Source organism: Haemophilus parainfluenzae (assembly GCF_003252795.1).
GTDB lineage: Bacteria > Pseudomonadota > Gammaproteobacteria > Enterobacterales > Pasteurellaceae > Haemophilus_D > Haemophilus_D parainfluenzae_K.
The window spans coordinates 496,263-519,819 of record NZ_QEPQ01000001.1 but is presented as its reverse complement, the minus strand read 5'-3'; the positions used below and the strand labels follow the sequence as shown (position 1 = coordinate 519,819).

Sequence of the window (23,557 nt, the reverse complement as noted above, 5' to 3'; positions counted from 1 at the left end):
CCGGAGTGGACGCACCACTGGTGTTCCGGTTGTGTCGCCAGACGCATTGCCGGGTAGCTAAGTGCGGAAGAGATAAGTGCTGAAAGCATCTAAGCACGAAACTTGCCAAGAGATGAGTTCTCCCTGTCTTTAAGACAGTAAGGGTTGTTTAAGACTAAGACGTAGATAGGCATGGTGTGTAAGCGGTGCGAGCCGTTGAGCTAACATGTACTAATTGCCCGAGAGGCTTAACTATACAACGCTCAAGGGTTTTGGGTGTTGTAATGATACAAAGACGAAACTCAGAGACGAAGAGAAAGTTTTGAAGTTAAATCAGCTTGTTTGGTTGTGAGCGCTAGAGATAGCGGAGCAGAAAGAGAGAGAAAAGTTATTAAAGGAATAATCCTGGCGGCGATAGAGCGGTGGTCCCACCTGACCCCATACCGAACTCAGAAGTGAAACGCCGATGCGCCGATGGTAGTGTGGGGTTTCCCCATGTGAGAGTAGGACACCGCCAGGTACTGAATGTAGAACCCCGAGCTGAATGGCTTGGGGTTTTTTGTTTATGGAGTTTTGTTAAAGATTACTTTGACAATATAAGAGCGGTAGAAAGTTAGGTGTTTTTACGTAGAGAATATATGAAAAGGAGTTTATTCCAAATATATGGGGATAGACTCCTTTAATTTTTTAAGAAAAGAGCTTATGCCAGAAAGAACAAACAAATTCTCTTTCTTCTATAAATTCCGAATCATCAACAATGACAGGATTTCCTAATAAGTTCAGGTGATGAATTTTATTACGTAGTGTCACGTAGCAGGATTTAAGCTTTTCACATTCTGTTAGAGAAATAATATGATACTCAGCCATTGAATCAAAAATGCGGACATTATCAGACCATTTAGTTAATATTGGATTAACTGGGGCATTCGCGAGCATCAGATATTGGGCGATAAATTCAATATCGGTAATGCCACCACGATCTGTTTTGATGTTAAAAAAGCCTTCTTTTGTATGAGATAAATGGTCGTACATTTTTTCACGCATTTCTCTTACTTCAATTTTTAGCTGATTGATATCTCTTTGAGCAGAAAGTACATTACAGCGAATTTTTTCAAATTCTGCTTTTAATTCAGTTTCACCAAAAATGGCACGACTGCGGACAAGCGCTTGTTTTTCCCAAGTCCATGCTTCATTGAGTTGATAGTTTTCAAATGCTTGAAGCGAACAGCCTAATAAGCCTGCATCGCCTGAAGGACGTAAGCGCATATCAACATCGTAAAGTATGCCTGCACTGGTATTCATACTAAAGATGCTGACAATTTTTTGAGCCAATCTTAAATAGAATTGATTGCTATCAATGGATTTCTTCCCACCAACAGTCACTCCTTCAACAGCTTGGTATAAAAAGACTAAATCCAAATCAGATTTATAACCGAGTTCAATTCCGCCTAATTTACCGTAGCCAATGACTAAAAAGCCTTTTTCTATTTTACCAGCTAGATGTTCCGGCACACCAAAGCGTTGACTGACTTGTTGCCAAGCAAAATTGACAACGGCATCAATAATTGCTTCAGCTAGATAAGTGAGATGATCGCTTACTTTCATAACAGGCAATACGCCTAGAATATCAGCGGCTGCAACACGTAATAAAATAGACTGTTTGAATTGGCGTAACCCGTCAATAAATTGCTCTTCATCGTCTTGCGGTAATCGCAGCATATATTGCTTCAATTCATCAGGGTACTGTGTGAACGGTAATGGATTACGTAGTGCCTCAGTATTTAATAATTCATCGAGTAGAATAGGATGGCGAGCCACTTGTTCGGCAATCATCTGTGATTGCGCACATAGTTCAATAAGCTGTTCAATGGCTTGAGGATTTTCTAAGAGCAATTCCAAATAAGTCGTTCTACTCGCAATTTTATCGACAATATTGAGGATGCGTGGCAATAAAGTGCGGTAATTTTTTTGTTTAAATATTTGAGTGAAGATATTTGGCAATAAGTGAGCTAAAACTTCTCGACCTCGAGAGCCAATAACCCGGCGCGCAAGCCCCTCTTTGAATTGAATAAGTTTATCTAAGATATCGGAAATCGCGTCCTCATAAATATGGTTATCGACCAGCATTTGTTCAATATCATCAAGATCACTTTCTAAAAAATCAATCCACTGATTATTGTCATCGCTACGTTCATCTTTTTCTTCACCAATTAGTGCATCAAAAACTGACCGCACTTTTTGTTGGTGTGCTTGTAGTATTTGATAGAAATCATCCCAGTTTTCAATTGGATAAGATGTTATCGTAGGCTGACTGTTCTCATCTAAGTAAGTGTATTCTCGACAAGCGACCATTAATCTAAGGCGATTTTCTTCATCTGTCGGAAGAAGTTGCGTTTGTTGATCATCAATAGCTTGTAGTACGTTTTCAGTACGACGAAGGAAGATATAAGCATCTCTTAATTCATGATATTGTTCAGGCGTAATTAAACCGAGATCCCGTATTTCGGACAGAAGTTTAAGCAATTCATGTTGTTGGAGCTTAATCTCACGTCCACCACGAATCAGTTGAAAAACTTGCACAATAAATTCGATTTCTCGAATCCCGCCTGCGCCTAGTTTAATATTGTCTTTTAAGCCACGACGACGTACTTCACGCTCAATTTTACCTTTCATTTCACGTAAAGCTTGAATCACACTAAAATCAATATAGCGTCGATACACAAAAGGACGAAGTAATTGTTGTAAGGTTTTTACATTGGGATCTTGCGCATCAGCGCTTAAAATACGCCCTTTGATCATGGCATAGCGTTCCCAATCTCTCCCCTGATCTTGGTAATATTGCTCCATTGCAGAAAAACTTAAGGCAAGTGCACCACTGTCACCAAAAGGGCGAAGGCGCATATCCGTACGATAGACAAAGCCATCTGGCGTGAATTGATCTAAAGCATTGATCAGTCGTTGTCCTAAACGAGTAAAAAATTTAGCATTATCAACGGCTCGTCTTGCACCAATGGTTTCTCCCTGTGAAGGGTAAGTAAAAATTAAATCAATATCAGAGGAGAAATTTAGCTCAAAACCACCTAATTTTCCCATGCCAAGAATATAGAGTTGCTGAGGGATGCCATGTTCATCACAAGGAGTGCCCATTTCTTCGCAAGCTTGTTTATACAGCCAATCTCTCGCTCCGATGATAAGACTCTCAGCAAGTTGAGAAAGACGAATAAAAATTTCTTCTACGGTAGCAAGATTCAAGCTTTGACAGAAACTAAGTTTTGCCATTTCTTGATTTCGAAAATCTCGTAGCGTTTTGTAAAGCTGTTCTTCGTTTTGGATAGTAGAGAGTTGGTCAGCTAAACGGCTAGCGTAATGTTGACAATCTGAAAATTGAGGAGGATGTTGCCACCATTGAGCTAAAAAGTGCGGGTGTTTTTTTAAGACTTTTTCCAAGAAATCAGACAGACTGATAGCATAGTTTATTTGTCCGATTGGTGTCGTGAGATCTATTGCATCCCGCTCGATTTGTTGGGTTATTTCATCAAGATTCATTTCAGGGAAATGTTGGCAAAGCACTTCGCCAAGTTGAATGAGTTTTTCAGTCGAAAGCGGAAGTGAAAGCGCCATAATTTACCCCTTAAAATGTTCGTCAATCTTGCGTAGTACGATTTCTTTGGCTTGTTGCGGTTGCAGACTATCTAGCCAATTTAATGGTGTTTTCCAGCTGCGCAGCCAGGTGATTTGTCGTTTTGCTAATTGGCGAGTCGCACAAATGCCACGGAAGACCATTTCTTCATGATCATAGTCACCACGTAAATATTCCCACATTTGGCGATAGCCCACACAGCGGATAGAAGGCAAATCAGGATGGAGATCTTCTCGTTGATAGAGTTTTTCCACTTCTTCTTGGAAACCTAATTCGATCATTTTATGGAAACGTTGTTCGATACGTTGATGCAATACCGCACGATCTTCTGGTGCAATAGCAAATTGTAAAAATTGATAAGGCAATTCTTCGCCTTTTTGTTCAGTTAATTCCGTTAATGATTTGCCCGTTAAATAGAATACTTCTAATGCACGATTAATGCGCTGTGAATCATTTGGATTAATACGCTCTGCAGAAATAGGATCAATTTTTTGTAATTCTTGGTGAAGTGCTGGCCAGCCAAGTTTTTGCGCTTTTTCTTCAATCTCTAAGCGTAACTTTTCATCAGCAGATGGAAGGGGAGAAAGGCCTTCAATCAATGCTTTGTAATACAACATGGTACCGCCAACCAAAAGCGGAATTTTACCTTGCGCGGTAATATCAGCCATTTCTCTGAGCGCATCATCATGAAAATTCATCGCAGAATAACTTTCAGCGGGATCTAAAATATCAATTAAGCGATGAGGGGCAAGGGCTAGTTCCTCTTTAGAAGGCTTTGCCGTACCAATATCCATCCCTTTATAAATTAATGCAGAATCGACACTGATCACTTCTACTGGCAGGCTTTGACGCAATTGAATAGCAAGATCTGTTTTTCCTGAGGCCGTCGGCCCCATCAGAAAAAGTGCGGTTGGTTTGGAGTCAGTTTTTTGTGTCATATTACAAATCAGTTAAAAAAGGCTGCCAGTTAATCGGTTTCAGTAATGTATTAAATTTTTCTTGATGAGCTTTATTCAGTAAGCGTTCCGTTTCACTTAATAAGCTGACTGCATCCGCTAACACTTGAATTGGTTTCATCTCTAGCGTTTGACAAAGTGCGGTCAGAAAATCAGGCATATTTTCTAGATGTTCAGCAAGCAGGCTCACCACACATTTTTGTAAATTTTGTGTACGTAAAATTGCAGGCACTTTATTTAATGTAAGGCGTAGCTGGGCTTCATTTTCAATAAATTCAAAACCACTTTGTTGGAAAAAAGCTTTTTGTTTTTGCCATTGTTCAAATTGTTTTTCATCTAAACGGAAAATAATCGGAATGAGCAATGGTTGTTGTGGAATTTCACCTTGCTGTAAGGTTAATTCATAATTTAAGGTTTGCAATTTAGCTAATGACATCAAATAAAACTGCTGATTTTGTTGTAAAAGCAATGCTTTATTTTCAATTAATGCCAATGCACGTAAATAGCCTGCATCACTTGTCTGTGGGAGTTGTTGTTCAACGACAGGTGTTGTTAAAACTTGAGATGCTTCTGTTGGACGTACTAATTCACCATATAAGCGTTGTTCGGTCTTTGTAGGTTGTTCACGATAACCATACGACGGAACGTAATCACTACGGTTTGAAAAGTGCGGTCGATTTTCAGATTGTTTTTCACGAGGCTGATGATAATTCGAGGCGAAAATATTTTGCCCTGCCGCTGCACGATTGGGTTTTGGTTCATAGTGGGTTTGATATGAAGCTGAAGGCTCTCTTGCCTCATTCATCGTTGACGCTAAATCCAATTCAGCTTGAGGAATGGCATTGAGCGCATTTGTTACGCCTTGGCAGATAAAATCATGAATTAAACGCGCTTGATGGAAACGCACCTCGTGTTTTGTTGGGTGCACGTTGACATCGACATCATGTGGATTGAGATCGATAAATAGTACAAATGCAGGGTATTGCTCAGTATGCAAATGCTCCGCATAAGCTTGACGAATGGCGTGGGTGATCACTTTATCGCGCACCATTCGTCCATTGATATAGCAATAGCTTAAATCATTCTGAGAACGGGTAAATTCAGGTGTCGCCACCCAGCCAGAAAGATGCAGATCATCATGTTTCCAATCAATACGTAAGGCATGTTGAACAAAATCATCGCCACAAATGGCAGCAACGCGTTTTAGTTGTTGTTCTTCATTTGCCGCTGGGCGGTATTGTCGAACAATTTTGCCGTTATGAGTGAGCGTAAAAGCGATATTAAATTTTGCTAAAGCAATTCGGCGAATGACTTCATCAATATGAGCAAATTCTGTTTTATCGGTGCGTAAGAATTTACGACGAGCTGGCGTGTTAAAAAAGAGATTCGCCACTTCAACTGTTGTACCGACTGGATGAGACGCAGGTTTAATTGTAGTTTCCATCTCTCGTCCCTGTGCGTAAACCTGCCATGCTTCATTTTGCTCAGCTGTGCGAGAGGTAAGCGTGAGACGAGAAACCGAGCTGATACTAGCAAGGGCTTCACCGCGGAAACCTAAACTTAAAATGGCTTCGAGATCATCAAGATCGGCAATTTTACTGGTTGCGTGTCGAGCCAGTGCGAGGCTTAATTCTTCTTTAGGAATGCCACTACCATTATCTCGAATACGAATCAGGCTGGCGCCGCCGTTTTCAATATCAATATGAATTTTATTGGCACCGGCATCAAGGCTGTTTTCCACCAATTCTTTCACCACAGAGGCAGGGCGTTCGACCACCTCACCTGCGGCAATCTGATTAGCCAGCTGTGGAGAAAGAATTTTGATTGCCATAGGATTCCTTATTTTTCTTTAAGTTTGATTTTTTGCCCAGTCACGACTTTGCCGTTTTTCAATGTTGGGTTCAGCTTTAAAAGACGATTAACCGGTACATTGTATTCACGAGAGATAGCATAGATAGTTTGATCGGCTTTCACTGTATGGTAAAGCGGGGTTTCTTTCTTGCCATCATCTTTCTTCTCATTTCCTTTTGAAGAAGTGTCTTTTTTCTCAGGCTCTTTTTTATTCTCAGCTTTTTCTTGTTTTTGATCTTTTTTAGAAACCGCTTTTTCAGCTTCAACAATCTTGCTGTTTTTTCCTTTGTTATCGGCTTTGGCTTTATCATCCGATTTAGGTTTTTCTTCTACCTTTTTACCTTTGCCGTTATCAGGAATTTTAATGGTTTCATTCAACCAAAGTTCTTTGCGTTTCAGTTTATTTAACTCAATAATTTCACTGACTTTGACATCATATTTGTTCGCCAGGCTACCAATGCTTTCACCTGGTTTCACTTTATGGCGAATACCGCTGTCTTTCACATCAGAAGTGCGGTCAGATTTTTCGGTGTTTTTCTCTTCTTTTTTAGTTGGTTCTTCCGCTTTTTTGCCTTTGCCATTATCAGGAATTTTAATGGTTTCATTTAGCCAAAGTTCTTTGCGTTTCAGTTTATTTAACTCAATGATTTCACTGACTTTGACATCATATTTGTTCGCCAGGCTACCAATGCTTTCACCTGGTTTCACTTTATGGCGAATACCGCTGTCTTTCACATCAGAAGTGCGGTCAGATTTTTCATTGTTTTTATCGTTTGATTTTGTAGATTTGCTGTCTTGCTCATCACTAGGTGGAACGGCAATTGCTTTTAAATTACCATTACGATAAGCAACCAAACCTTCGTAAATCATATAAGCAATACGACGACGATAAGCAATGGTATTCAGTTTTTGTTCTTCTTCCATATTGGAAAGGAATCCCGTTTCCACTAGAACAGAAGGAATGTCGGGTGAACGCAATACGCCAAGGCTCGCATGTTGTGGGGTACTACGGCTTAAGGAGGTGACTCGAGCAAAGCGACGTAAAATACTGTTGCCAAGTTCGTAGCCTGTACGTTGGCTATGACCAAATTGTAGATCGAGTACGGTTTGATCTAAATATTTGTCATTGTTATTGGAAAGTACTTTACCTGCACCGCCTAAAAGCTCAGAGCGTTTTTCATCGTCTTCTAACCATTGACCCATTTCATCGTTGGCACGACGATTGGATAGCACCCAAACAGATGCACCACGTTGGTCTGAATTAAGAGAGGAGTCAGCATGGATCGACACAAGGAAATTTGCTTTATATTTACGTGCAATTTCGGAACGTTCTGGCACGGAAATGTAGTAATCGCTACTGCGTGTTAAAACACCTTTGAAATTAGGATCTTTATCTAATAAGACTTTTAATTCTCGCGCGATAGAAAGGGTGACATTTTTTTCATAAATGCCGAGATTTTTTCCGATTGCACCGGGATCTTTACCACCGTGGCCAGGATCAATCGCAATTGTCCATTGTGGGGCGGCAAATACGGTAGTAGAAATTAGAGAAAATATTCCAAAGAGAAACGAAAATTTTGCTTTCATGTAAATCAATTTTATAGTTGTGTCAAAATATGCTCGCCCAGTGAGTTTTGAGCAATTAGCGTAATGTTGCGAGCATCATCGTAATAATCAATATTTACCAGTAAATCAGCCTCAGGCAGAATACCTTCACCTTTTTCTGCCCATTCGATTAAGCAGATGCAATTTTGGCTGAAATAATCACGAATGCCCATAAATTCCAATTCTTCAGGATCGGCAAGACGATATAAATCAAAGTGATAAATCATTTTCCCAGCAATGCTATATTCTTCCACTAACGTATAAGTAGGGCTTTTGACATTGCCTTGGTAGCCTAAACCTTGCACCATTCCACGAGTCAGGGTGGTTTTCCCTGCACCAAGATCGCCATTAAAATAAAGCACAATGGCGTTATCTTTCGGTTGTTTTACAAGCACTTCTGCGAGTTTTTTACCAAAACGGAGCATCGTGCCTTCATCAGGAATGTATTGGGTTAATTCGGTCATTCTTAGAGTGATTTTTTAGGTTAAAGTTTCTGGGGGATTTTATCGTATTTTGAAGGGAATATGTAGGGAAAATACAATAAAAAAATCCGCTGCTTTTCAGCAACGGATTGAGAATTTGGAGCGGGAAACGAGGCTCGAACTCGCGACCCCGACCTTGGCAAGGTCGTGCTCTACCAACTGAGCTATTCCCGCAGGGCATTCATGTGAAAATTTGGAGCGGGAAACGAGGCTCGAACTCGCGACCCCGACCTTGGCAAGGTCGTGCTCTACCAACTGAGCTATTCCCGCATTTCACATTGGTGAATGAGGCAACATTATACGAAAAAATTTATGCAACGCAAGCGCAGATTTTGCAAATGATTGAGTTTGCCTAAGTTTTCATCACTCCAGATTAATAAAGTGATCACGGTAGTAAGCTAACTCTTTTATTGACTCCCGAATATCATCAAGGGCTAAATGAGTATTGCCTTTTTTGAACCCGTCTAAAATTTCTGGTTTCCAGCGAGCAGCTAATTCTTTTAACGTGCTGACATCTAGATGACGATAATGGAAATAATCGGCTAAATCAGGCATATATTTATAAAGAAAGCGTTTATCTTGTGCGATGCTGTTGCCACAAATCGGTGAAGCACCTTTCGGTACCCATCGTTTTAAAAAATCTAACGTTTGTAATTCAGCTGCACGTTCGGTGAGTTTGCTCGCTTTGACACGGTCAACTAAGCCATTTGCTGTGTGTGTTTTTACGCACCATTCCGACATTTTGTTTAATAATTCATCACTTTGATGCACCGCAATCACAGGTCCTTCCGCTAAAATATTGAGATCTTTATCTGTCACGATGGTTGCGATTTCAATAATGCGTTCTTTTTCAGGATCTAATCCTGTCATTTCTAAATCGATCCAAATCAGATTTTGTTTATCTAATTGCATAATATAAGGTATCCTATGAACATTTTGTAATCCCGTTTATTTTAACGAAAAACATCGGAAAAAACGACCGCACTTTATGAGCAAACGTAAACTAACGCAAAATCAAACTCGTCGAATTCAATCAAATAACGCGAAAGCCTTGCATCGCCACAAGAAGAAAGAAGTGGAATGGCAAGATGATATGCTAGGCGAAAGCCAAGATGGGGTAGTGGTCACGCGTTATTCGGTTCATGCAGACGTAGAAAATGCACAAGGCGAAATTTTCCGCTGTAATTTACGTCGTACACTTTCTAGTCTCGTGGTTGGAGACAAAGTGATTTGGCGACAAGGCAATGAGCAGCTCCAAGGGGTGAGTGGCGTGATTGAAGCTATTCATCCAAGACAAAATGAAATTGCTCGCCCAGATTATTATGATGGGTTGAAACCCATCGCGGCGAATATCGATCGTATTATTATTGTTTCTGCGGTGGTGCCAGTACTTTCACTCAATATTATCGATCGTTATTTAGTGGTGTGTGAAAATGCGGGGATCGAACCTGTCATTGTGGTGAATAAAGGCGATTTACTGGATGCCGAGCAAGAGCAGGAAGTGGAAAGCCAGTTACAGATTTATCGTGATATTGGTTATCAGACCATCATCATTTCTGCTGAAACCGGAAAAAATATGGAAAAATTGACCGCACTTTTAAGTGATGGAACATCCATTTTTGTGGGGCAGTCAGGGGTAGGCAAATCCAGTTTAATTAATCATATTTTGCCAACCGTCAATGCACAAGTCGGTGGCATCAGTGAAACCTCAGGCTTGGGGCAACATACCACAACTTCTTCTCGTTTATATCATTTGCCACAAGGCGGTAATTTGATTGATTCACCGGGTATTCGTGAGTTTGGTTTATGGCATTTGGAGCCAGATCAGATCACCAAAGGCTATCGTGAATTTCAATATGTCTTAGGGACGTGTAAATTCCGAGATTGTAAGCATTTGAACGATCCTGGCTGTGCATTACGTGAGGCTGTCGAAGCAGGTCGGATTTCACCGATACGTTATGAGAATTATCATCGCTTAATTGAAAGTTTAAGTGAGACAAAATCACAACGTCATTTTTCTGTGTAGTAGACAATTTACTGTAAATTAGGTATAAAGTACCCCTAATTTCGTGATGTAGCTCAAGTTTTTTTGTGTTTAGCCTTGATTATTGGGCATTTAATAGAGATACTACAGCGGATTTATAGACTAAATTTTACAATTACTATAGAGGTAACATTATGTTCTCAAAAGATGTAGAAATTACAGCTCCTAATGGTTTACACACCCGTCCGGCGGCGCAATTTGTTAAAGAAGCTAAAGCATTTGCTTCTGATGTAACAGTGACCTCCGGTGGTAAAAGTGCAAGTGCGAAAAGCCTATTTAAGCTACAAACCTTAGGCTTAACGCAAGGAACTGTAATCACCATCTCGGCGGAAGGTGAAGACGAACAACAAGCCGTTGAACATTTAGTAGCATTAATTCCTACTTTAGAATAATTTACGATTAGCCATAGGATTTCTATTCTATGGCTATTGTTTATCTAACCTTTAATAAATTATCTCGGAAGGTAAAAGTATGATTACAGGTATTCCAGCGTCACCAGGTATCGTTTTTGGTAAAGCCTTAGTATTAAAAGAAGAAAAAATTGTTCTTGATACGCAAAAAATTTCAGAAGATCAAGTTGAGGCAGAAGTTGCCCGTTTTTATGCCGGCCGTGAAGCGGCCGTTGAGCAACTTAATTCTATTCATCAACGTGCATTAAAATCCTTAGGTGAAGAAAAAGCGGCTATCTTTGAAGGCCATTTAATGATCCTTGAAGATGAAGAGTTAGAAGAGGAAATTATTGATTATCTTCGTTCAAACAAAGTGAATGCGAGTGTGGCAGCAAGTAAAATCATCGATCAACAAGTTGAAATGTTGTCTGAAATTGATGATGAATACTTAAAAGAACGTGCAGGTGATATTCGCGATATCGGTAATCGTTTAATCAAAAATATTTTAGGTATGCACATCGTAGATCTTGGTGATATTACCGAAGAATCCATCCTTGTGGCTTACGATTTAACCCCATCAGAAACTGCTCAATTAAACTTAGAAAAAGTATTAGGTTTTATCACGGATATTGGTGGTAGAACATCTCACACCTCAATTATGGCTCGTTCACTTGAATTACCGGCCATTGTAGGGACAAATGATGTCACAGCACGAGTGAATACAGGTGATTATCTTATTTTAGATGCGGTAAACAACCGTGTTTATGTGAATCCGACTCAAGCTGAAATTGACGAATTAAAAACATTAGAAGCAAAACTTGCTGAAGAAAAAGCAGAATTAGCGAAATTAAAAGATTTGCCTGCAGTGACCCTTGATGGTCATAAAGTTGATGTGGTAGCCAATATTGGTACGATTCGTGATTGCGAAGGTGCACATCGTAATGGTGCTGAAGGGGTAGGTTTATACCGTACAGAATTCCTCTTTATGGATCGTGATCAATTACCGAGCGAAGAAGAGCAATTCATTGCTTATAAAGAAGTAGTTGAAGCAATGGAAGGTCGTCTAGTGGTATTACGTACCATGGATATCGGCGGTGATAAAGAGCTTCCATATTTAAATTTACCAAAAGAAATGAACCCATTCTTAGGATGGCGTGCGGTACGTATTGCCCTTGATCGTCGTGAGATTTTACATGCGCAATTAAGAGCGGTATTACGTGCGTCTGCATTTGGTAAACTTGCTGTGATGTTCCCGATGATTATTTCGGTAGAAGAAATTCGTGAATTAAAATCAGTGCTTGAAACCTTAAAAGCAGAATTGCGTGCAGAAGGTAAAGCTTTTGATGAAAATATCCAAGTGGGTGTCATGGTTGAAACACCATCTGCAGCGGTGAATGCGAAATTCTTAGCGAAAGAAGTGGATTTCTTTAGTATTGGTACAAACGATTTAACGCAATATACGCTAGCTGTTGACCGTGGTAATGAATTAATTTCTCACTTATACAATCCAATGTCACCTTCAGTGCTCGGCTTGATCAAACAAGTGATTGATGCTTCTCATGCAGAAGGTAAATGGACAGGGATGTGTGGTGAGTTAGCCGGTGATGAACGAGCAACCTTATTGTTACTCGGTATGGGCTTAGATGAATTTAGTATGAGTGCAATTTCTGTGCCACGTATTAAAAAATTAATTCGTCATGTGAATTATCAAGAGGTGAAAGCCTTAGCTGATGAAGCATTACAAAAACCAACCTCTGCTGAAATTGAGCAATTAATTCAAGCTTTTTTAGCAGAAAAATCGTTAAACTAGATACAAAAACAGAGTTTTACGTTAAAATACTAGCCATCTTTAATAGATAGGAGATTAAAATGGGCTTATTTGACAAATTATTTGGTTCAAAAGAAAACAAAACAGTGGAAGTCGAAATTTATGCGCCACTTTCTGGTGAGATTGTGAATATCGAAGATGTACCAGATGTTGTTTTCTCTGAAAAAATCGTAGGTGATGGTATCGCGATTCGCCCAACAGGTAACAAAATTGTGGCGCCTGTTGATGGTGTAATTGGTAAAATCTTTGAAACCAACCATGCATTTTCAATGGAATCAAAAGAGGGTGTTGAATTATTCGTTCACTTCGGTATTGATACCGTTGAATTGAAAGGTGAAGGATTCACTCGCATCGCACACGAAGGTCAAAGCGTAAAACGCGGCGACACAGTAATCGAATTTGATTTAGCAACATTAGAATCAAAAGCAAAATCAGTTTTAACACCAGTGGTTATCTCTAACATGGATGAAATTTCATCTATCGAGAAAAAATCAGGTGAAGTGATTGCTGGGGAATCTGTTGTTTTAAGTTTAACAAAATAAGATTTATAGACTAAAAGATCCGCTTTAAATAAGCGGATTTTTTTATCCTTATTCTTTTTTAAAGAAGGTAAAGATGATTTATCGATTAACTGGCCAAGTACAGCATTATGCATGGGGCGGAAAAAACTATATTGCATCATTGATTGGATTACATTCAGCGAAAGATCAACCTTGTGCAGAGTGGTGGTTAGGAGCTCATCCATCAGCACCTTCTGAAATTGAGGATGTAACAGGTAAGCAATCCCTTATTGAATTTTTATTGCAAAATCCGACCGCACTTGGACAGGCGAGCCGTCAGCAATTTGGTGATGAACTGCCTTATTTATTAAAGATTTTAGATGTTGAAAAGCCATTGTCGATTCAATTGCACCCGACTAAGTCTCAAGCTGAAAAGGGCTTTGAGGCTGAAAATGCAAAAGGCGTGGCATTAACAGACAGCACGCGGACTTATAAAGATAGAAATCATAAACCAGAAATGATGATTGCCTTATCTGATTTCTGGCTTTTACATGGTTTTAAAACAAAAGCTCAAATCCTTGCCACATTAAGTGCACGCCCCTCTTTGCAACCTTTGGCTGAAAAACTTGGCACACAAAACCTTGCTGAATTCTATGCGGATGTGATGTTGGCGGATCAATCAACGCTCGCAAATTGGCTATTACCCATTATTGAAGCCAATCAACAGCCTTATAAAAATGGCGAGTTGGCACTTGATAATCCTGATTATTGGGTGCTTTATACCATGGAAGCTATGGCAATTTTGCCTGAAAAATTAGATGCTGGCTTGGTGTGTTTTTATCTCTTTAATATCGTGCATTTGAAAGAAGGGGAAGGCATTTTCCAAGATGCAGGCATTCCTCATGCTTATCTTCGCGGACAAAACGTGGAATTAATGGCCTGTTCTGATAATGTGATTCGTGGTGGCTTAACACCAAAATATGTCGATATTGTCGAATTATTAAAAATTGTGGATTGTCGCGAAGTAACACCCAAAATTATCTCAGCCGCGCCTCAAAATCAGTCAGAATTTACTTATAAAACGCCAGTAAACGATTTTGCTTTAGCTCAAATTCGTATCGAACCCGAAATGCATACTAAAGTGAATCTTCAAAGTACGGGTATTTTGTTGGTGATGCAAGGTGAGCTAAAAATACAAGAAAAATCAACCGCACTTACCTTGAAACAAGGTGAGTCAGCCTTCATTACAGCGGATTCTGTTGTCGAGATAGAGAGTGAAAAAGGCGGTTATGCCTTCTTGGCAAAATTGCCATAAAATTAATGTGATAAGTATCACGATTTGCGAACTTATCGCTAGATTAGTCGACGATTTTAGGTATAGTGGGCGTCATTCAGGCGCCCTTTTTTATATGTCTAAATTGCATTGGGAGTTTTTATGTTGTTGCCTCGCTATTTTGAAGATCCGCAAACCTTGCACGTGAATACCACACCACATCATGCTTATTTTATTCCTTTTTCTTCAATAGAAAGTGCGGTCAAAAAGACACGAGAATTTTCCCCTTACTTTACCTTACTAAATGGTGAATGGGATTTTGCTTATTTTGAAAGCTATACTCACTTACCTCAAGATTTTCTTCGTTTTTCCTTTACAGATAAAATCCCCGTTCCATCCAACTGGCAAAATTATGGTTACGATAATCATCAATATACTAATGTAAATTATCCTTTCCCTTTTGATCCCCCTTATGTGCCCATTGAAAATCCTTGTGGTTTGTATCATCGCGTTTTTAATGTTGAAATCAATGCCGAAAAACGGTATCTCTTAAATTTTGAAGGAGTAGATAGCTGCTTATTTGTCTATGTGAATCAACAATTTGTGGGTTACAGCCAAATTAGTCATTGCACCAGTGAATTTGATATCACTGATTTTTTACAACAAGGGGAAAATCATTTACATGTTCTCGTGTTGAAATGGTGTGATGGTAGTTATTTGGAGGATCAAGACAAATTCCGAATGTCTGGTATTTTTCGAGATGTTTATTTGTTAGCGCGAGAAAAAAATTACTTACAAGATTTCTTCATTCAAACGCAATTGAATCAAGAGCTTATCAAGGCTCAATTACATGTGCTCTGTCAGTTTGTTGAAAGTGAACAGCCTATCTCTTGGCAATTATTTGATCCTCAAGGCAAATTGGTAATTGAACAAAAAGGGCATGCATTTCATGCTGAAATTGAAAATGCACAATTATGGCATGCAGAGAACCCTCGCTTATACACGTTGATTTTTCAATATGGATCAGAAGTGATTTGCCAAAAGATCGGCTTGCGTCGTATCGAAGTAAAGAATGGCGTCATGTTATTTAACGGGCAAGCGATTAAGTTTAAAGGCGTTAATCGTCACGATAGCGATCCTAAAACCGGTTATGTCATTAGTCGAGAGCAAGCCTTACAAGATTTACGCTTAATGAAACAGCATAATTTTAATGCCATTCGCACAGCGCATTATCCAAATGCCCCTTGGTTTACTGAATTGTGTGATGAATATGGTTTTTATGTGATTGCAGAAAGTGATATTGAATCACACGGCACGAATGCGGTTTATGTAGAGTCGCCAGAAACAAGCATTTTGTTAGGGGTAAAAACAGAGATTGATCATGAAGCAATTCGTCAAAAAACAATCGACAATTATTGCTATATGGCTCGAAGCCCTGAATTTAATCAAGCCATTTTAGACCGCACTTATGCCAATGTTGAGCGAGATAAAAATCGTCCTTCTATCGTGATTTGGTCATTGGGAAATGAAAGTGGCTACGGTGAGAATTTTGAGCAAGCAGTCGCTTGGGTGAAACAGCGCGATCCAAGTCGCTTAGTGCATTATGAAAACGCGATCTTTCAACATTCAGCCCATCAAAATAACACATCCAATTTAGATTTTCATAGCGAAATGTATACCAGCACGGAAGAATTGGATGCTTATTTTGCCGATACTCAAAATCAAAAGCCGTATCTTTTCTGTGAATATTTGCATGCGATGGGGAATTCTTGCGGTGACACAGAAGATTATTTCCAAGCCATGGAACGACATGTTGGCGCTTGTGGTGGCTTTGTGTGGGAGTGGTGCAATCATTCCCCTTATTTGCCAAACTCAAGCAAGATGGGCTATGGCGGGGATTTTAATGACACGCCAAATGACGGTAATTTTTGTGCTGATGGATTAGTGACGGCTGACCGTCAAATTCAAAGCAATTTGTTGGAATACAAAAATGTGTATCGTCCACTTCGAGCTACCTTAAAAAATGGTCATATTGAACTCAAAAATTATTTGGATTTTACGGATGCGGCAGAGGCTATTTCGATTCATTATCAAATAACAGAGGACTTTTCGGTTGTACAAGAAGGCCAAATAGATGATTTAAACATTGCACCAAAATCAACCGCACTTTTGCCTTTAACATTGCCGGCAAGTAACGGTTCATTACAAGTTTTAACATTGACCTATCATCAAAAAACAGAAACGGGCTTAATTCCCCAAGGGCATTGTTTGGGATTTGATCAGATCATTTTGTCGGAGCAACAACAATTCTCTACAAATGAATTCAAACCAAATCATCACTCGATTTCTGTTTCAGAACATGCCAATTTAATTTCAGTTAAAGTGGCAGATATTGAATACCAGTTTGATCAATATAAAGGCACCATTCAACAAATTACTAAAGATGGCAAGCCGTGGTTAAATCAAGCCGCTGATTTCAATATTTGGCGTGCGCCTTTAGATAATGATAGTTTAATGAAAGCACATTGGCTTGCATCAGGTTACGATCGTGCGACGAGTCGAGTCTATGATTATCGCTTAACCAAGCAGGAAAGTGCGGTTGAAATTACCTTTAAATTGGGGCTGGTCGCTGTATCAAAAGCGCGAATTTTGACATTGAATGTAGTGTATCGTATTGAACAAAATGGGCGATTTCACATCAATATTCATGCTGAAAAACAACTGCACTTGCCATTCTTACCACGCTTTGGTTTGCGTTTCTTCCTTAATCAAGGATTTAATCAAGTAGAGTATGTAGGCTATGGCCCAACGGAAAGTTATCTGGATAAATATCACGCCACGGCTTTCGGTCGTTATAAGACAACGCCCGAAAGTAATCATGTACCTTATTTAAAGCCACAAGAAAATGGTAGTCATTATGGTTGTCGTGAGGTGAAGGTAGAGAATTCGTCTGATTGTTTTACCGTGCAAAGTCATACGCCTTTTAGCATGAATGTTTCCCCTTATTCACAAGAAGAATTGGGCAGTAAAAAGCACCAATATGATTTGGAGAAAAGTGGCAGTACGATCTTGTGTGTGGATTACAAAATGAGTGGGGTAGGTTCTAACTCTTGTGGACCCGCGTTAAAGGAACAATATCGTTTGAATGAAACGGAGTGGGATTGGTCGATCTCGCTACAAATTAACTAAGATGAAATAAAAAAGTGCGGTTGAAATTAACCGCACTTTTATGTTTTTAGCAAAAATTAAGCAACAACGTTAAATTGTTCTTTCATTAATGCTTCGAAATCAGTGCAACCGCCGATTGGTCTTTCATCGATAAAGATTTGTGGCACAGTTTCCACTTCTTTACCGACAGATTTTGATAAATCTGCTTTAGAAATGCCTTCAGCGATAATATCTACATAGCGATAATCGAAATCCGCTACTTCACCTTTTAATTTTTCAGCAAGGTTTTTTGCACGTACACAATAAGGGCAGCCTGGACGACCAAAAATAACTACGAACATAGAATTTTCCTTTTATTTAAACAAAATTCTTAATGATTTTACTCTATTTCCACAAAAGCAGAAATCATTTTTCAGGATTATTGTGATTGGTGTAATATATCAACTCCTCTTTTCCTAAGGATATAACTGAATGAAATTATTGATGCTTTGCCGTGAGCCTCGCCTTTATAGCTGCCAGCGTTTAAAAGAAGCAGCAGAAAGTTGCGGGCATCAAATGGATATTTTGGATCCTAATCGTTGCATTTTAAAACTCGACAAAAATCAACCGCATTTTTCTTTGTATTATCAACAAAATGTAGAAAGTGACCCCTATTTATTGCCCGATTATGATGCTGTACTACCACGCTTTGGGACGACAAGTACCCAAATGGGTTGTGCGGTATTGCGTCATTTACAAGGAAAGGGTGTCTATTGCCTCAATAAAGAACAGGCATTTTTAGCTGCTCGCGATAAATGGCGAAGTTTGCAGATGTTATTGGAGCAAGGTATTGCTGTTCCAACTTCAGTCTTATCGGGTTGTGAGGTTGAGCCGAAACAAGCCATTAAGCAAACAACTGCTCCAATGATTATTAAAACCTTAAAAGGCTCACAGGGTATTGGCGTGATTTTAGCCGAACGTCCACAAAGTGCGGTCAGTATTTTAGAAACGTTAAAAGATGCGAATGTGCCTGTCTTGTTACAAGATTTTGTAGAAGAGGCAAAAGGGACAGATATTCGCTGTTTTGTGATCGGCGATAAAGTCGTCGCCACGATGCAACGTATTGGGCAAAATGGCGAGTTTCGTGCGAATTTTCACCGTGGTGGCACAGCAGAAAAAGTTAAACTCAATGAAGATGAAAAATCCATCGCCATTCGTGCGACTAAAGCTTTAGGACTTGTGGTAGCAGGTGTTGATTTGATTCGTTCAAAAGAAGGTTTATTGGTGCTCGAAGTGAATGCTAGTCCTGGTTTAGAAATGATTGAGAAGACCAGTGGCATTGATATTGCCTTGCAGATGATCTTGTTTTTAGAACAGCAAGTGAAACAATAAAAGAAAAGGGCGAACTATTCATGTTTGCCCTTGTTGTTTATCCTTTTGCGTCTTGTTTAAAATCGTAATTTGGTGGTAATTCCGGCATTGTATTTTCTTCATCAAAAGGCTCGCTTGCCGGTTGATGTTGAAATTCTTTGCTATCGTGAGCCGGTTTTTCTTTACCTAATAATTGCGGTTGTAATTTGATAAAACTACTTTTATCTGAAAGCCACACATCAATAAACGCTTGTGTAAATTTTTGATCGAATTCGTGATCTAACACGGTGTCATTTAACACAAAATAGCCTTTATCCGCTAAGGCAACAAAATTTAAGATGTCACTTGGTGAAAAATCAGGGAAGATTTCCTGCATTTTTTTCAGCCATGCAGTAGTGTCGTCTTTACTTAAGTTTTGGGCTTCCATTTCTTTAGTTAAAGCAATGGCGAAATTTTTCCCTTCAACTGGTTTCTCATATTTAATCGAAAACATTAACGGACGTTCATTCTTTTCATATGACCCCGTTTCAGAATATAAGCCGACAGTGTAAACATGGAATGGCCCCCATGTGTATTCAGCGTTGCCAACAGGTTGCCATTGGGCAAAAAGTGCGGTGGAAAATAAGGCTGAAATGGCAGCAATAATAAATTTCAGTTTCATAGTTTTTTTCATATCAAAAATATTGCCGTGATTATAACAAAAAAGCCCTCTAAAAAAACACAAATAAAAAGGCAGGAATACCTGCCTTTGACATTAAATTATTGGGGGAGTTTATTTTAAGCTACCCACCATATCTTCTGGACGAACCCATTTGTCGAAATCTTCGGCTGAAACTAAGCCTAAGTTAATCGCTTCTTCACGTAAGGTTGTACCGTTTTTGTGTGCAGTTTTCGCAATTTTCGCTGCATTTTCGTAACCAATGTGTGTATTAAGTGCGGTTACTAACATCAATGAATTTTCCAATTGTTGTTTAATGCGAGGATAGTTTGGTTGAATACCGGTTGCGCAGTGTTCATCAAATGATACGCAAGCATCACCTAATAATTGTGCAGATTGTAAGAAATTTGCCACCATTACAGGGTTAAATACGTTTAATTGAAAGTGACCTTGTGAGCCAACGAAAGAGATAGTGGTATCGTTACCGAATACTTGTGCACATACCATGGTTAATGCTTCACATTGAGTTGGGTTCACTTTACCCGGCATGATTGAAGAACCTGGTTCATTTTCAGGAATTAAGATTTCACCGATACCAGAACGAGGGCCAGACGCTAATAAACGAATGTCGTTTGCAATTTTGAATAAGCTCATCGCTAATTGTTTAATTGCACCGTGAGTTTCCACAATCGCATCGTGAGCTGCTAACGCTTCAAATTTGTTTTCTGCAGTCACAAATGGTAAGCCAGTGAATTTTGCAATGTAATCTGCTACTTTCACATCATAGCCTTTTGGTGTGTTTAAACCAGTACCTACTGCAGTACCACCAAGTGCTAATTGACTTAAGTGTGGAAGGGTGTTTCTTAGTGCACGTAAACCGAAATCTAATTGTGCTGCATAAGCAGAGAATTCTTGACCTAATGTTAATGGGGTTGCATCCATTAAGTGAGTACGGCCAATTTTTACCACATCTTTAAATTCTGCTGATTTTTTAGCGAACGTTTTTTGTAAACGTTCTACACAAGGAATGGTGTGTTCAACCACTTTTTTGTATGCCGCAATGTGCATTGCAGTTGGGAAAGTGTCATTTGAAGATTGGGATTTGTTCACGTCATCATTTGGATGGATGAATGATTTTTCACCTAATTTACCACCATGTAAAACGTGAGCACGGTTTGCCACCACTTCGTTCACGTTCATGTTTGATTGTGTACCTGAACCAGTTTGCCAAATGACCAATGGGAATTGGTCATCCAATTTCCCTGCAAGGATTTCATCACAGGCGGTTGCGATCAAATCACGTTTCTCTGCAGGTAATACACCTAAATCACAGTTTGCGAAAGCAGCGGCTTTTTTCAAATAACCGAACGCTTCAATAATTTCGTGCGGCATAGAAGCTGCCGGACCAATTTTGAAGTTGTTGCGAGAACGTTCGGTTTGTGCTGCCCAGTATTTATCTGCAGGAACTTGAACTTCGCCCATAGTGTCTTTTTCAATACGAAATGCCATGTGATACTCCTATCATCGAAAATAAAAATAAATCTTCGAAATTCTAACACCTACGAGTTATGAATGGAATGTAACATAAAGGTTAAAAGTTACTTTTGTGATGTAGATCATAAAAGTACGGTAAAAAATTTTCGTGTTTTTTCTATTTGCGTTAATCACCTTGTTGATGATTTATTTTTTAGTGCTTTTTTGATAAAATCCGCCAGTTTACAAAACGATAAATGGAGAAGTCGCAATCATGGCAAAAAACGCACAATTTTATCTCTTAAACCCAGAAAAGAAGATAACAGTTGAGCAACTTGCCTGTGATCTTGCCGCTCAAGCGTGGCGTTTAGGCAAGCGAGTGTTAATCGCTTGCGAAACAGAAGAGCAAGCATTTTTAATTGATGAAGCATTATGGCAACGGGAGCCGAATGAGTTTGTCCCTCATAATCTTTCAGGCGAAGCAACACAATATGCACCGCCAATTGAGATTAGTTGGAAAGGCAAACGCAATGCCCAACGTCGAGATTTGCTGATCAATTTGCAAATGGAAGTGCCGGATTTTAGCCACAGCTTTACACAATTAATTGATTTTGTACCGGTAGAAGAAACACAAAAAGCTCAAGCACGTGAACGTTATAAAATCCTTCGCTCGCAAGGTTGGACGCTTTCTACTGAAAACACTTAATATTTTTAACTTTAAAACCTAGGAAATTAACATGAATTTAAACGCTAAAGTGGCTTTAAGCCTGATTCTTGGCGCAAGCACCTTATTATCTGCTTGTGACAATAAAGAAAACACCTCAACCCAAGTTGAGAAAGCAGTAAGAATACCTACATCAACCGAAAAAGTGGAAAGTGCGGTTGAAAAATCAAAAGAATTAGTCGCAGAAACCCAATCTGCTGAAAAAGCTGAAAAAACAGAAAGCACAGAAGTTAAAGCTGACGCTAACAAAGCCGATGTAAAACCTGACACAGTGAAATCTGAAGTTAAAAAAGAGACGAAAGCGGATGATGTGGCAGAAAAAGTATCTGAGAAAAAAGAGACGGTTGTCGCTCAACAAGCGGAAACTGCTCAGAAACCACGCGTAATTACTGCTGAAAAAGCATCGAAAGAAAGTGTTAAGCACAAGCAGAAAAAAGCAGTATTGAATGTGCTAGAAAAGCAATATAAACAAGTTCGTTGTTCTGCTGACGCGAAAAACTTAAGTGGTGATAGTTTCTGTCGTCAAGAAGAACACCGTTTATTCTTAGAAATTCAACGTATTAAAGATGAATTAAGAGGGATTGAGGAATAATCTCATCCTGACCAATATGAGGGCGTGATCAATTCGCCCTCAAGATAAAAAAATAGATTTTTTGTGACCGCACTTTATGAACGACATCACTTTTTACCAACGCTTTGAAGCTGACATTCTCGCTGGGCGCAAAACCATCACTATTCGAGATAAATCCGAAAGCCATTTTAAAGCAGGTGATATTTTGCGTGTCGGACGGTTTGAAGATAATCAATATTTCTGCACTATTGAAGTGTTAAGTGTGTCACCGATTACTCTTGATGAACTGACGGAACAGCATGCGAAGCAGGAGAATATGGGACTGGACGAGTTGAAATATGTGATTCGTGAGATTTATCCTAGTGAAGATAAGTTCGTATTAATCAAGTTTAAGATAAAATAATCAGAGGCAACCAACAGTGTATATAAAATATATTAGAGTCATTTTATTGCTTCCTATTCTTCAGTCGTTGTCGGCATGTCTTAGTTTCGATGGGATATATCCGAAGTATAAAGATTATGAAGGTAGTGACTATGGCACATTAAGTGTAAAAAATTACGCAACCCATCTTATAACTATTTATAAGAAAGATGATATTAAGCAATGTTTAGTACAAGATGGCCCTCGAAGAGCTTTAGTTTTACGTGAGCTTTTTCTACCTGATTTTAAAAATGGGGTATTTAATAATTCACCATTTAAAGACTCCGAAAAATATTTATCTGAAAGTAGAGTAAAAGCAGGATCTTATGTGCAATTAACAAGAAGATCTAATAATTCAAATATAAGCTCTCAAACTTTTAAATTTATTATTGAGAATAAAGGGTATTATTATTTTCAACGAATAGCTAATGAACCTATACCTATTTTAAAGATGGATGAGGATATTAATGAGATTTTCTATCTTTTGCCGGATAAAAATGGGACTTATAAAAAGGATACCTATAGTGAAACAACAAAGAGACATTATACATTAGATGGATTACTCAGCGAAAATGATACTATTATTCGTTATAAGAATGAAATTCCCGCAAAAAAATGGGATCTTCCTGAATGTGAGTAGTTAGA

Annotated in this window: 20 protein-coding genes, 2 tRNA genes and 2 rRNA genes; 13 read left to right on the top strand and 11 right to left on the bottom strand. The window is 39.0% G+C overall.

Annotation, left to right across the window (positions count from 1 at the left end; all coding sequences use genetic code 11):
• Both DPV81_RS02425 and rrf read left to right on the top strand, forming a co-directional pair.
• Nucleotides 1-235: ribosomal RNA gene (locus DPV81_RS02425) — 23S ribosomal RNA — on the top strand; the annotation flags it as partial.
• A 148-nt stretch (nt 236-383) separates the two neighbouring features.
• Nucleotides 384-499: ribosomal RNA gene (rrf, locus tag DPV81_RS02420) — 5S ribosomal RNA — on the top strand.
• Nucleotides 500-666: 167 nt separating this feature from the next.
• Here the strand turns inward: rrf and glnE are convergent.
• From glnE to orn, 8 genes are all read right to left on the bottom strand, one after another.
• Complete coding sequence (gene glnE / locus DPV81_RS02415) at nt 667-3,600, bottom strand: bifunctional [glutamate--ammonia ligase]-adenylyl-L-tyrosine phosphorylase/[glutamate--ammonia-ligase] adenylyltransferase (RefSeq protein WP_111386587.1); 2,934 nt, start codon at nt 3,598-3,600, stop codon at nt 667-669.
• A gap of 3 nt (nt 3,601-3,603) precedes the next feature.
• Nucleotides 3,604-4,557, bottom strand: a complete 954-nt coding sequence (gene miaA / locus DPV81_RS02410) for a tRNA (adenosine(37)-N6)-dimethylallyltransferase MiaA (RefSeq protein ID WP_111386586.1) — start codon at nt 4,555-4,557, stop codon at nt 3,604-3,606.
• Between the two features lies 1 nt (nt 4,558).
• Entirely contained in the window at nt 4,559-6,406 is a 1,848-nt protein-coding gene (gene mutL / locus DPV81_RS02405; RefSeq protein ID WP_111386584.1) for a DNA mismatch repair endonuclease MutL, read from the bottom strand.
• 8 nt (nt 6,407-6,414) lie between these two features.
• Nucleotides 6,415-8,013: an N-acetylmuramoyl-L-alanine amidase gene (locus tag DPV81_RS02400; protein ID WP_111386582.1), complete on the bottom strand. Its 1,599-nt coding sequence runs from the start codon at nt 8,011-8,013 to the stop codon at nt 6,415-6,417.
• Between the two features lie 11 nt (nt 8,014-8,024).
• A complete protein-coding gene (gene tsaE / locus DPV81_RS02395) occupies nt 8,025-8,495 on the bottom strand; it encodes a tRNA (adenosine(37)-N6)-threonylcarbamoyltransferase complex ATPase subunit type 1 TsaE (protein ID WP_111386581.1) in 471 nt (156 codons plus the stop codon).
• A 116-nt stretch (nt 8,496-8,611) separates the two neighbouring features.
• Nucleotides 8,612-8,687 (bottom strand) — tRNA-Gly (locus tag DPV81_RS02390).
• 20 nt (nt 8,688-8,707) lie between these two features.
• Nucleotides 8,708-8,783 (bottom strand) — tRNA-Gly (locus tag DPV81_RS02385).
• 93 nt (nt 8,784-8,876) lie between these two features.
• A complete protein-coding gene (orn, locus tag DPV81_RS02380; protein ID WP_111386579.1) occupies nt 8,877-9,425 on the bottom strand; it encodes an oligoribonuclease in 549 nt (182 codons plus the stop codon).
• Between the two features lie 76 nt (nt 9,426-9,501).
• Here orn and rsgA point away from each other — a divergent pair, with 76 nt between their 5' ends.
• The 6 genes from rsgA (at nt 9,502) to DPV81_RS02350 (ending at nt 17,736) form a co-directional block, all read left to right on the top strand.
• Nucleotides 9,502-10,539, top strand: coding sequence for a small ribosomal subunit biogenesis GTPase RsgA (gene rsgA, locus DPV81_RS02375; RefSeq protein WP_049366138.1), 1,038 nt, complete (start codon nt 9,502-9,504; stop codon nt 10,537-10,539).
• Nucleotides 10,540-10,691: 152 nt separating this feature from the next.
• Nucleotides 10,692-10,949 carry a phosphocarrier protein Hpr gene (gene ptsH / locus DPV81_RS02370; RefSeq protein WP_005695633.1) on the top strand — a complete coding sequence of 86 codons (258 nt, stop codon included), beginning with the start codon at nt 10,692-10,694 and terminating at the stop codon, nt 10,947-10,949.
• A gap of 79 nt (nt 10,950-11,028) precedes the next feature.
• Nucleotides 11,029-12,756, top strand: coding sequence for a phosphoenolpyruvate-protein phosphotransferase PtsI (gene ptsI, locus DPV81_RS02365; protein WP_111386577.1), 1,728 nt, complete (start codon nt 11,029-11,031; stop codon nt 12,754-12,756).
• A 59-nt stretch (nt 12,757-12,815) separates the two neighbouring features.
• Nucleotides 12,816-13,316, top strand: a complete 501-nt coding sequence (gene crr / locus DPV81_RS02360; protein WP_049374055.1) for a PTS glucose transporter subunit IIA — start codon at nt 12,816-12,818, stop codon at nt 13,314-13,316.
• A gap of 73 nt (nt 13,317-13,389) precedes the next feature.
• Nucleotides 13,390-14,589 (top strand): mannose-6-phosphate isomerase, class I, encoded by a 1,200-nt coding sequence (gene manA, locus DPV81_RS02355; protein WP_111386576.1) that lies wholly within the window; start codon nt 13,390-13,392, stop codon nt 14,587-14,589.
• Between the two features lie 120 nt (nt 14,590-14,709).
• Nucleotides 14,710-17,736 carry a glycoside hydrolase family 2 TIM barrel-domain containing protein gene (locus DPV81_RS02350; RefSeq protein WP_111386574.1) on the top strand — a complete coding sequence of 1,009 codons (3,027 nt, stop codon included), beginning with the start codon at nt 14,710-14,712 and terminating at the stop codon, nt 17,734-17,736.
• 56 nt (nt 17,737-17,792) lie between these two features.
• Here DPV81_RS02350 and DPV81_RS02345 read toward each other — a convergent pair whose 3' ends face one another.
• Complete coding sequence (locus tag DPV81_RS02345) at nt 17,793-18,056, bottom strand: GrxA family glutaredoxin (RefSeq protein ID WP_049366131.1); 264 nt, start codon at nt 18,054-18,056, stop codon at nt 17,793-17,795.
• A gap of 130 nt (nt 18,057-18,186) precedes the next feature.
• Between DPV81_RS02345 and DPV81_RS02340 the strand changes: the two genes are divergently transcribed.
• On the top strand, nt 18,187-19,086 hold the full coding sequence (locus tag DPV81_RS02340) for an ATP-grasp domain-containing protein (protein WP_111386572.1): 900 nt from the start codon (nt 18,187-18,189) through the stop codon (nt 19,084-19,086).
• A gap of 37 nt (nt 19,087-19,123) precedes the next feature.
• Here DPV81_RS02340 and DPV81_RS02335 read toward each other — a convergent pair whose 3' ends face one another.
• Entirely contained in the window at nt 19,124-19,726 is a 603-nt protein-coding gene (locus DPV81_RS02335; protein ID WP_049374051.1) for a chalcone isomerase family protein, read from the bottom strand.
• A 111-nt stretch (nt 19,727-19,837) separates the two neighbouring features.
• A complete protein-coding gene (gene fumC / locus DPV81_RS02330) occupies nt 19,838-21,232 on the bottom strand; it encodes a class II fumarate hydratase (protein ID WP_049366126.1) in 1,395 nt (464 codons plus the stop codon).
• A gap of 238 nt (nt 21,233-21,470) precedes the next feature.
• Here fumC and DPV81_RS02325 point away from each other — a divergent pair, with 238 nt between their 5' ends.
• The 4 genes from DPV81_RS02325 to DPV81_RS02310 all read left to right on the top strand — a co-directional run bounded on the left by DPV81_RS02325 (nt 21,471) and on the right by DPV81_RS02310 (nt 23,552).
• Entirely contained in the window at nt 21,471-21,902 is a 432-nt protein-coding gene (locus tag DPV81_RS02325; RefSeq protein ID WP_111386570.1) for a DNA polymerase III subunit chi, read from the top strand.
• Between the two features lie 31 nt (nt 21,903-21,933).
• Nucleotides 21,934-22,512, top strand: a complete 579-nt coding sequence (locus DPV81_RS02320) for a hypothetical protein (RefSeq protein ID WP_111386568.1) — start codon at nt 21,934-21,936, stop codon at nt 22,510-22,512.
• Nucleotides 22,513-22,588: 76 nt separating this feature from the next.
• Nucleotides 22,589-22,894, top strand: coding sequence for a N(4)-acetylcytidine aminohydrolase (yqfB, locus tag DPV81_RS02315; RefSeq protein WP_111386566.1), 306 nt, complete (start codon nt 22,589-22,591; stop codon nt 22,892-22,894).
• 67 nt (nt 22,895-22,961) lie between these two features.
• A complete protein-coding gene (locus tag DPV81_RS02310) occupies nt 22,962-23,552 on the top strand; it encodes a hypothetical protein (protein ID WP_243583363.1) in 591 nt (196 codons plus the stop codon).
• Nucleotides 23,553-23,557: the final 5 nt, after the last annotated feature.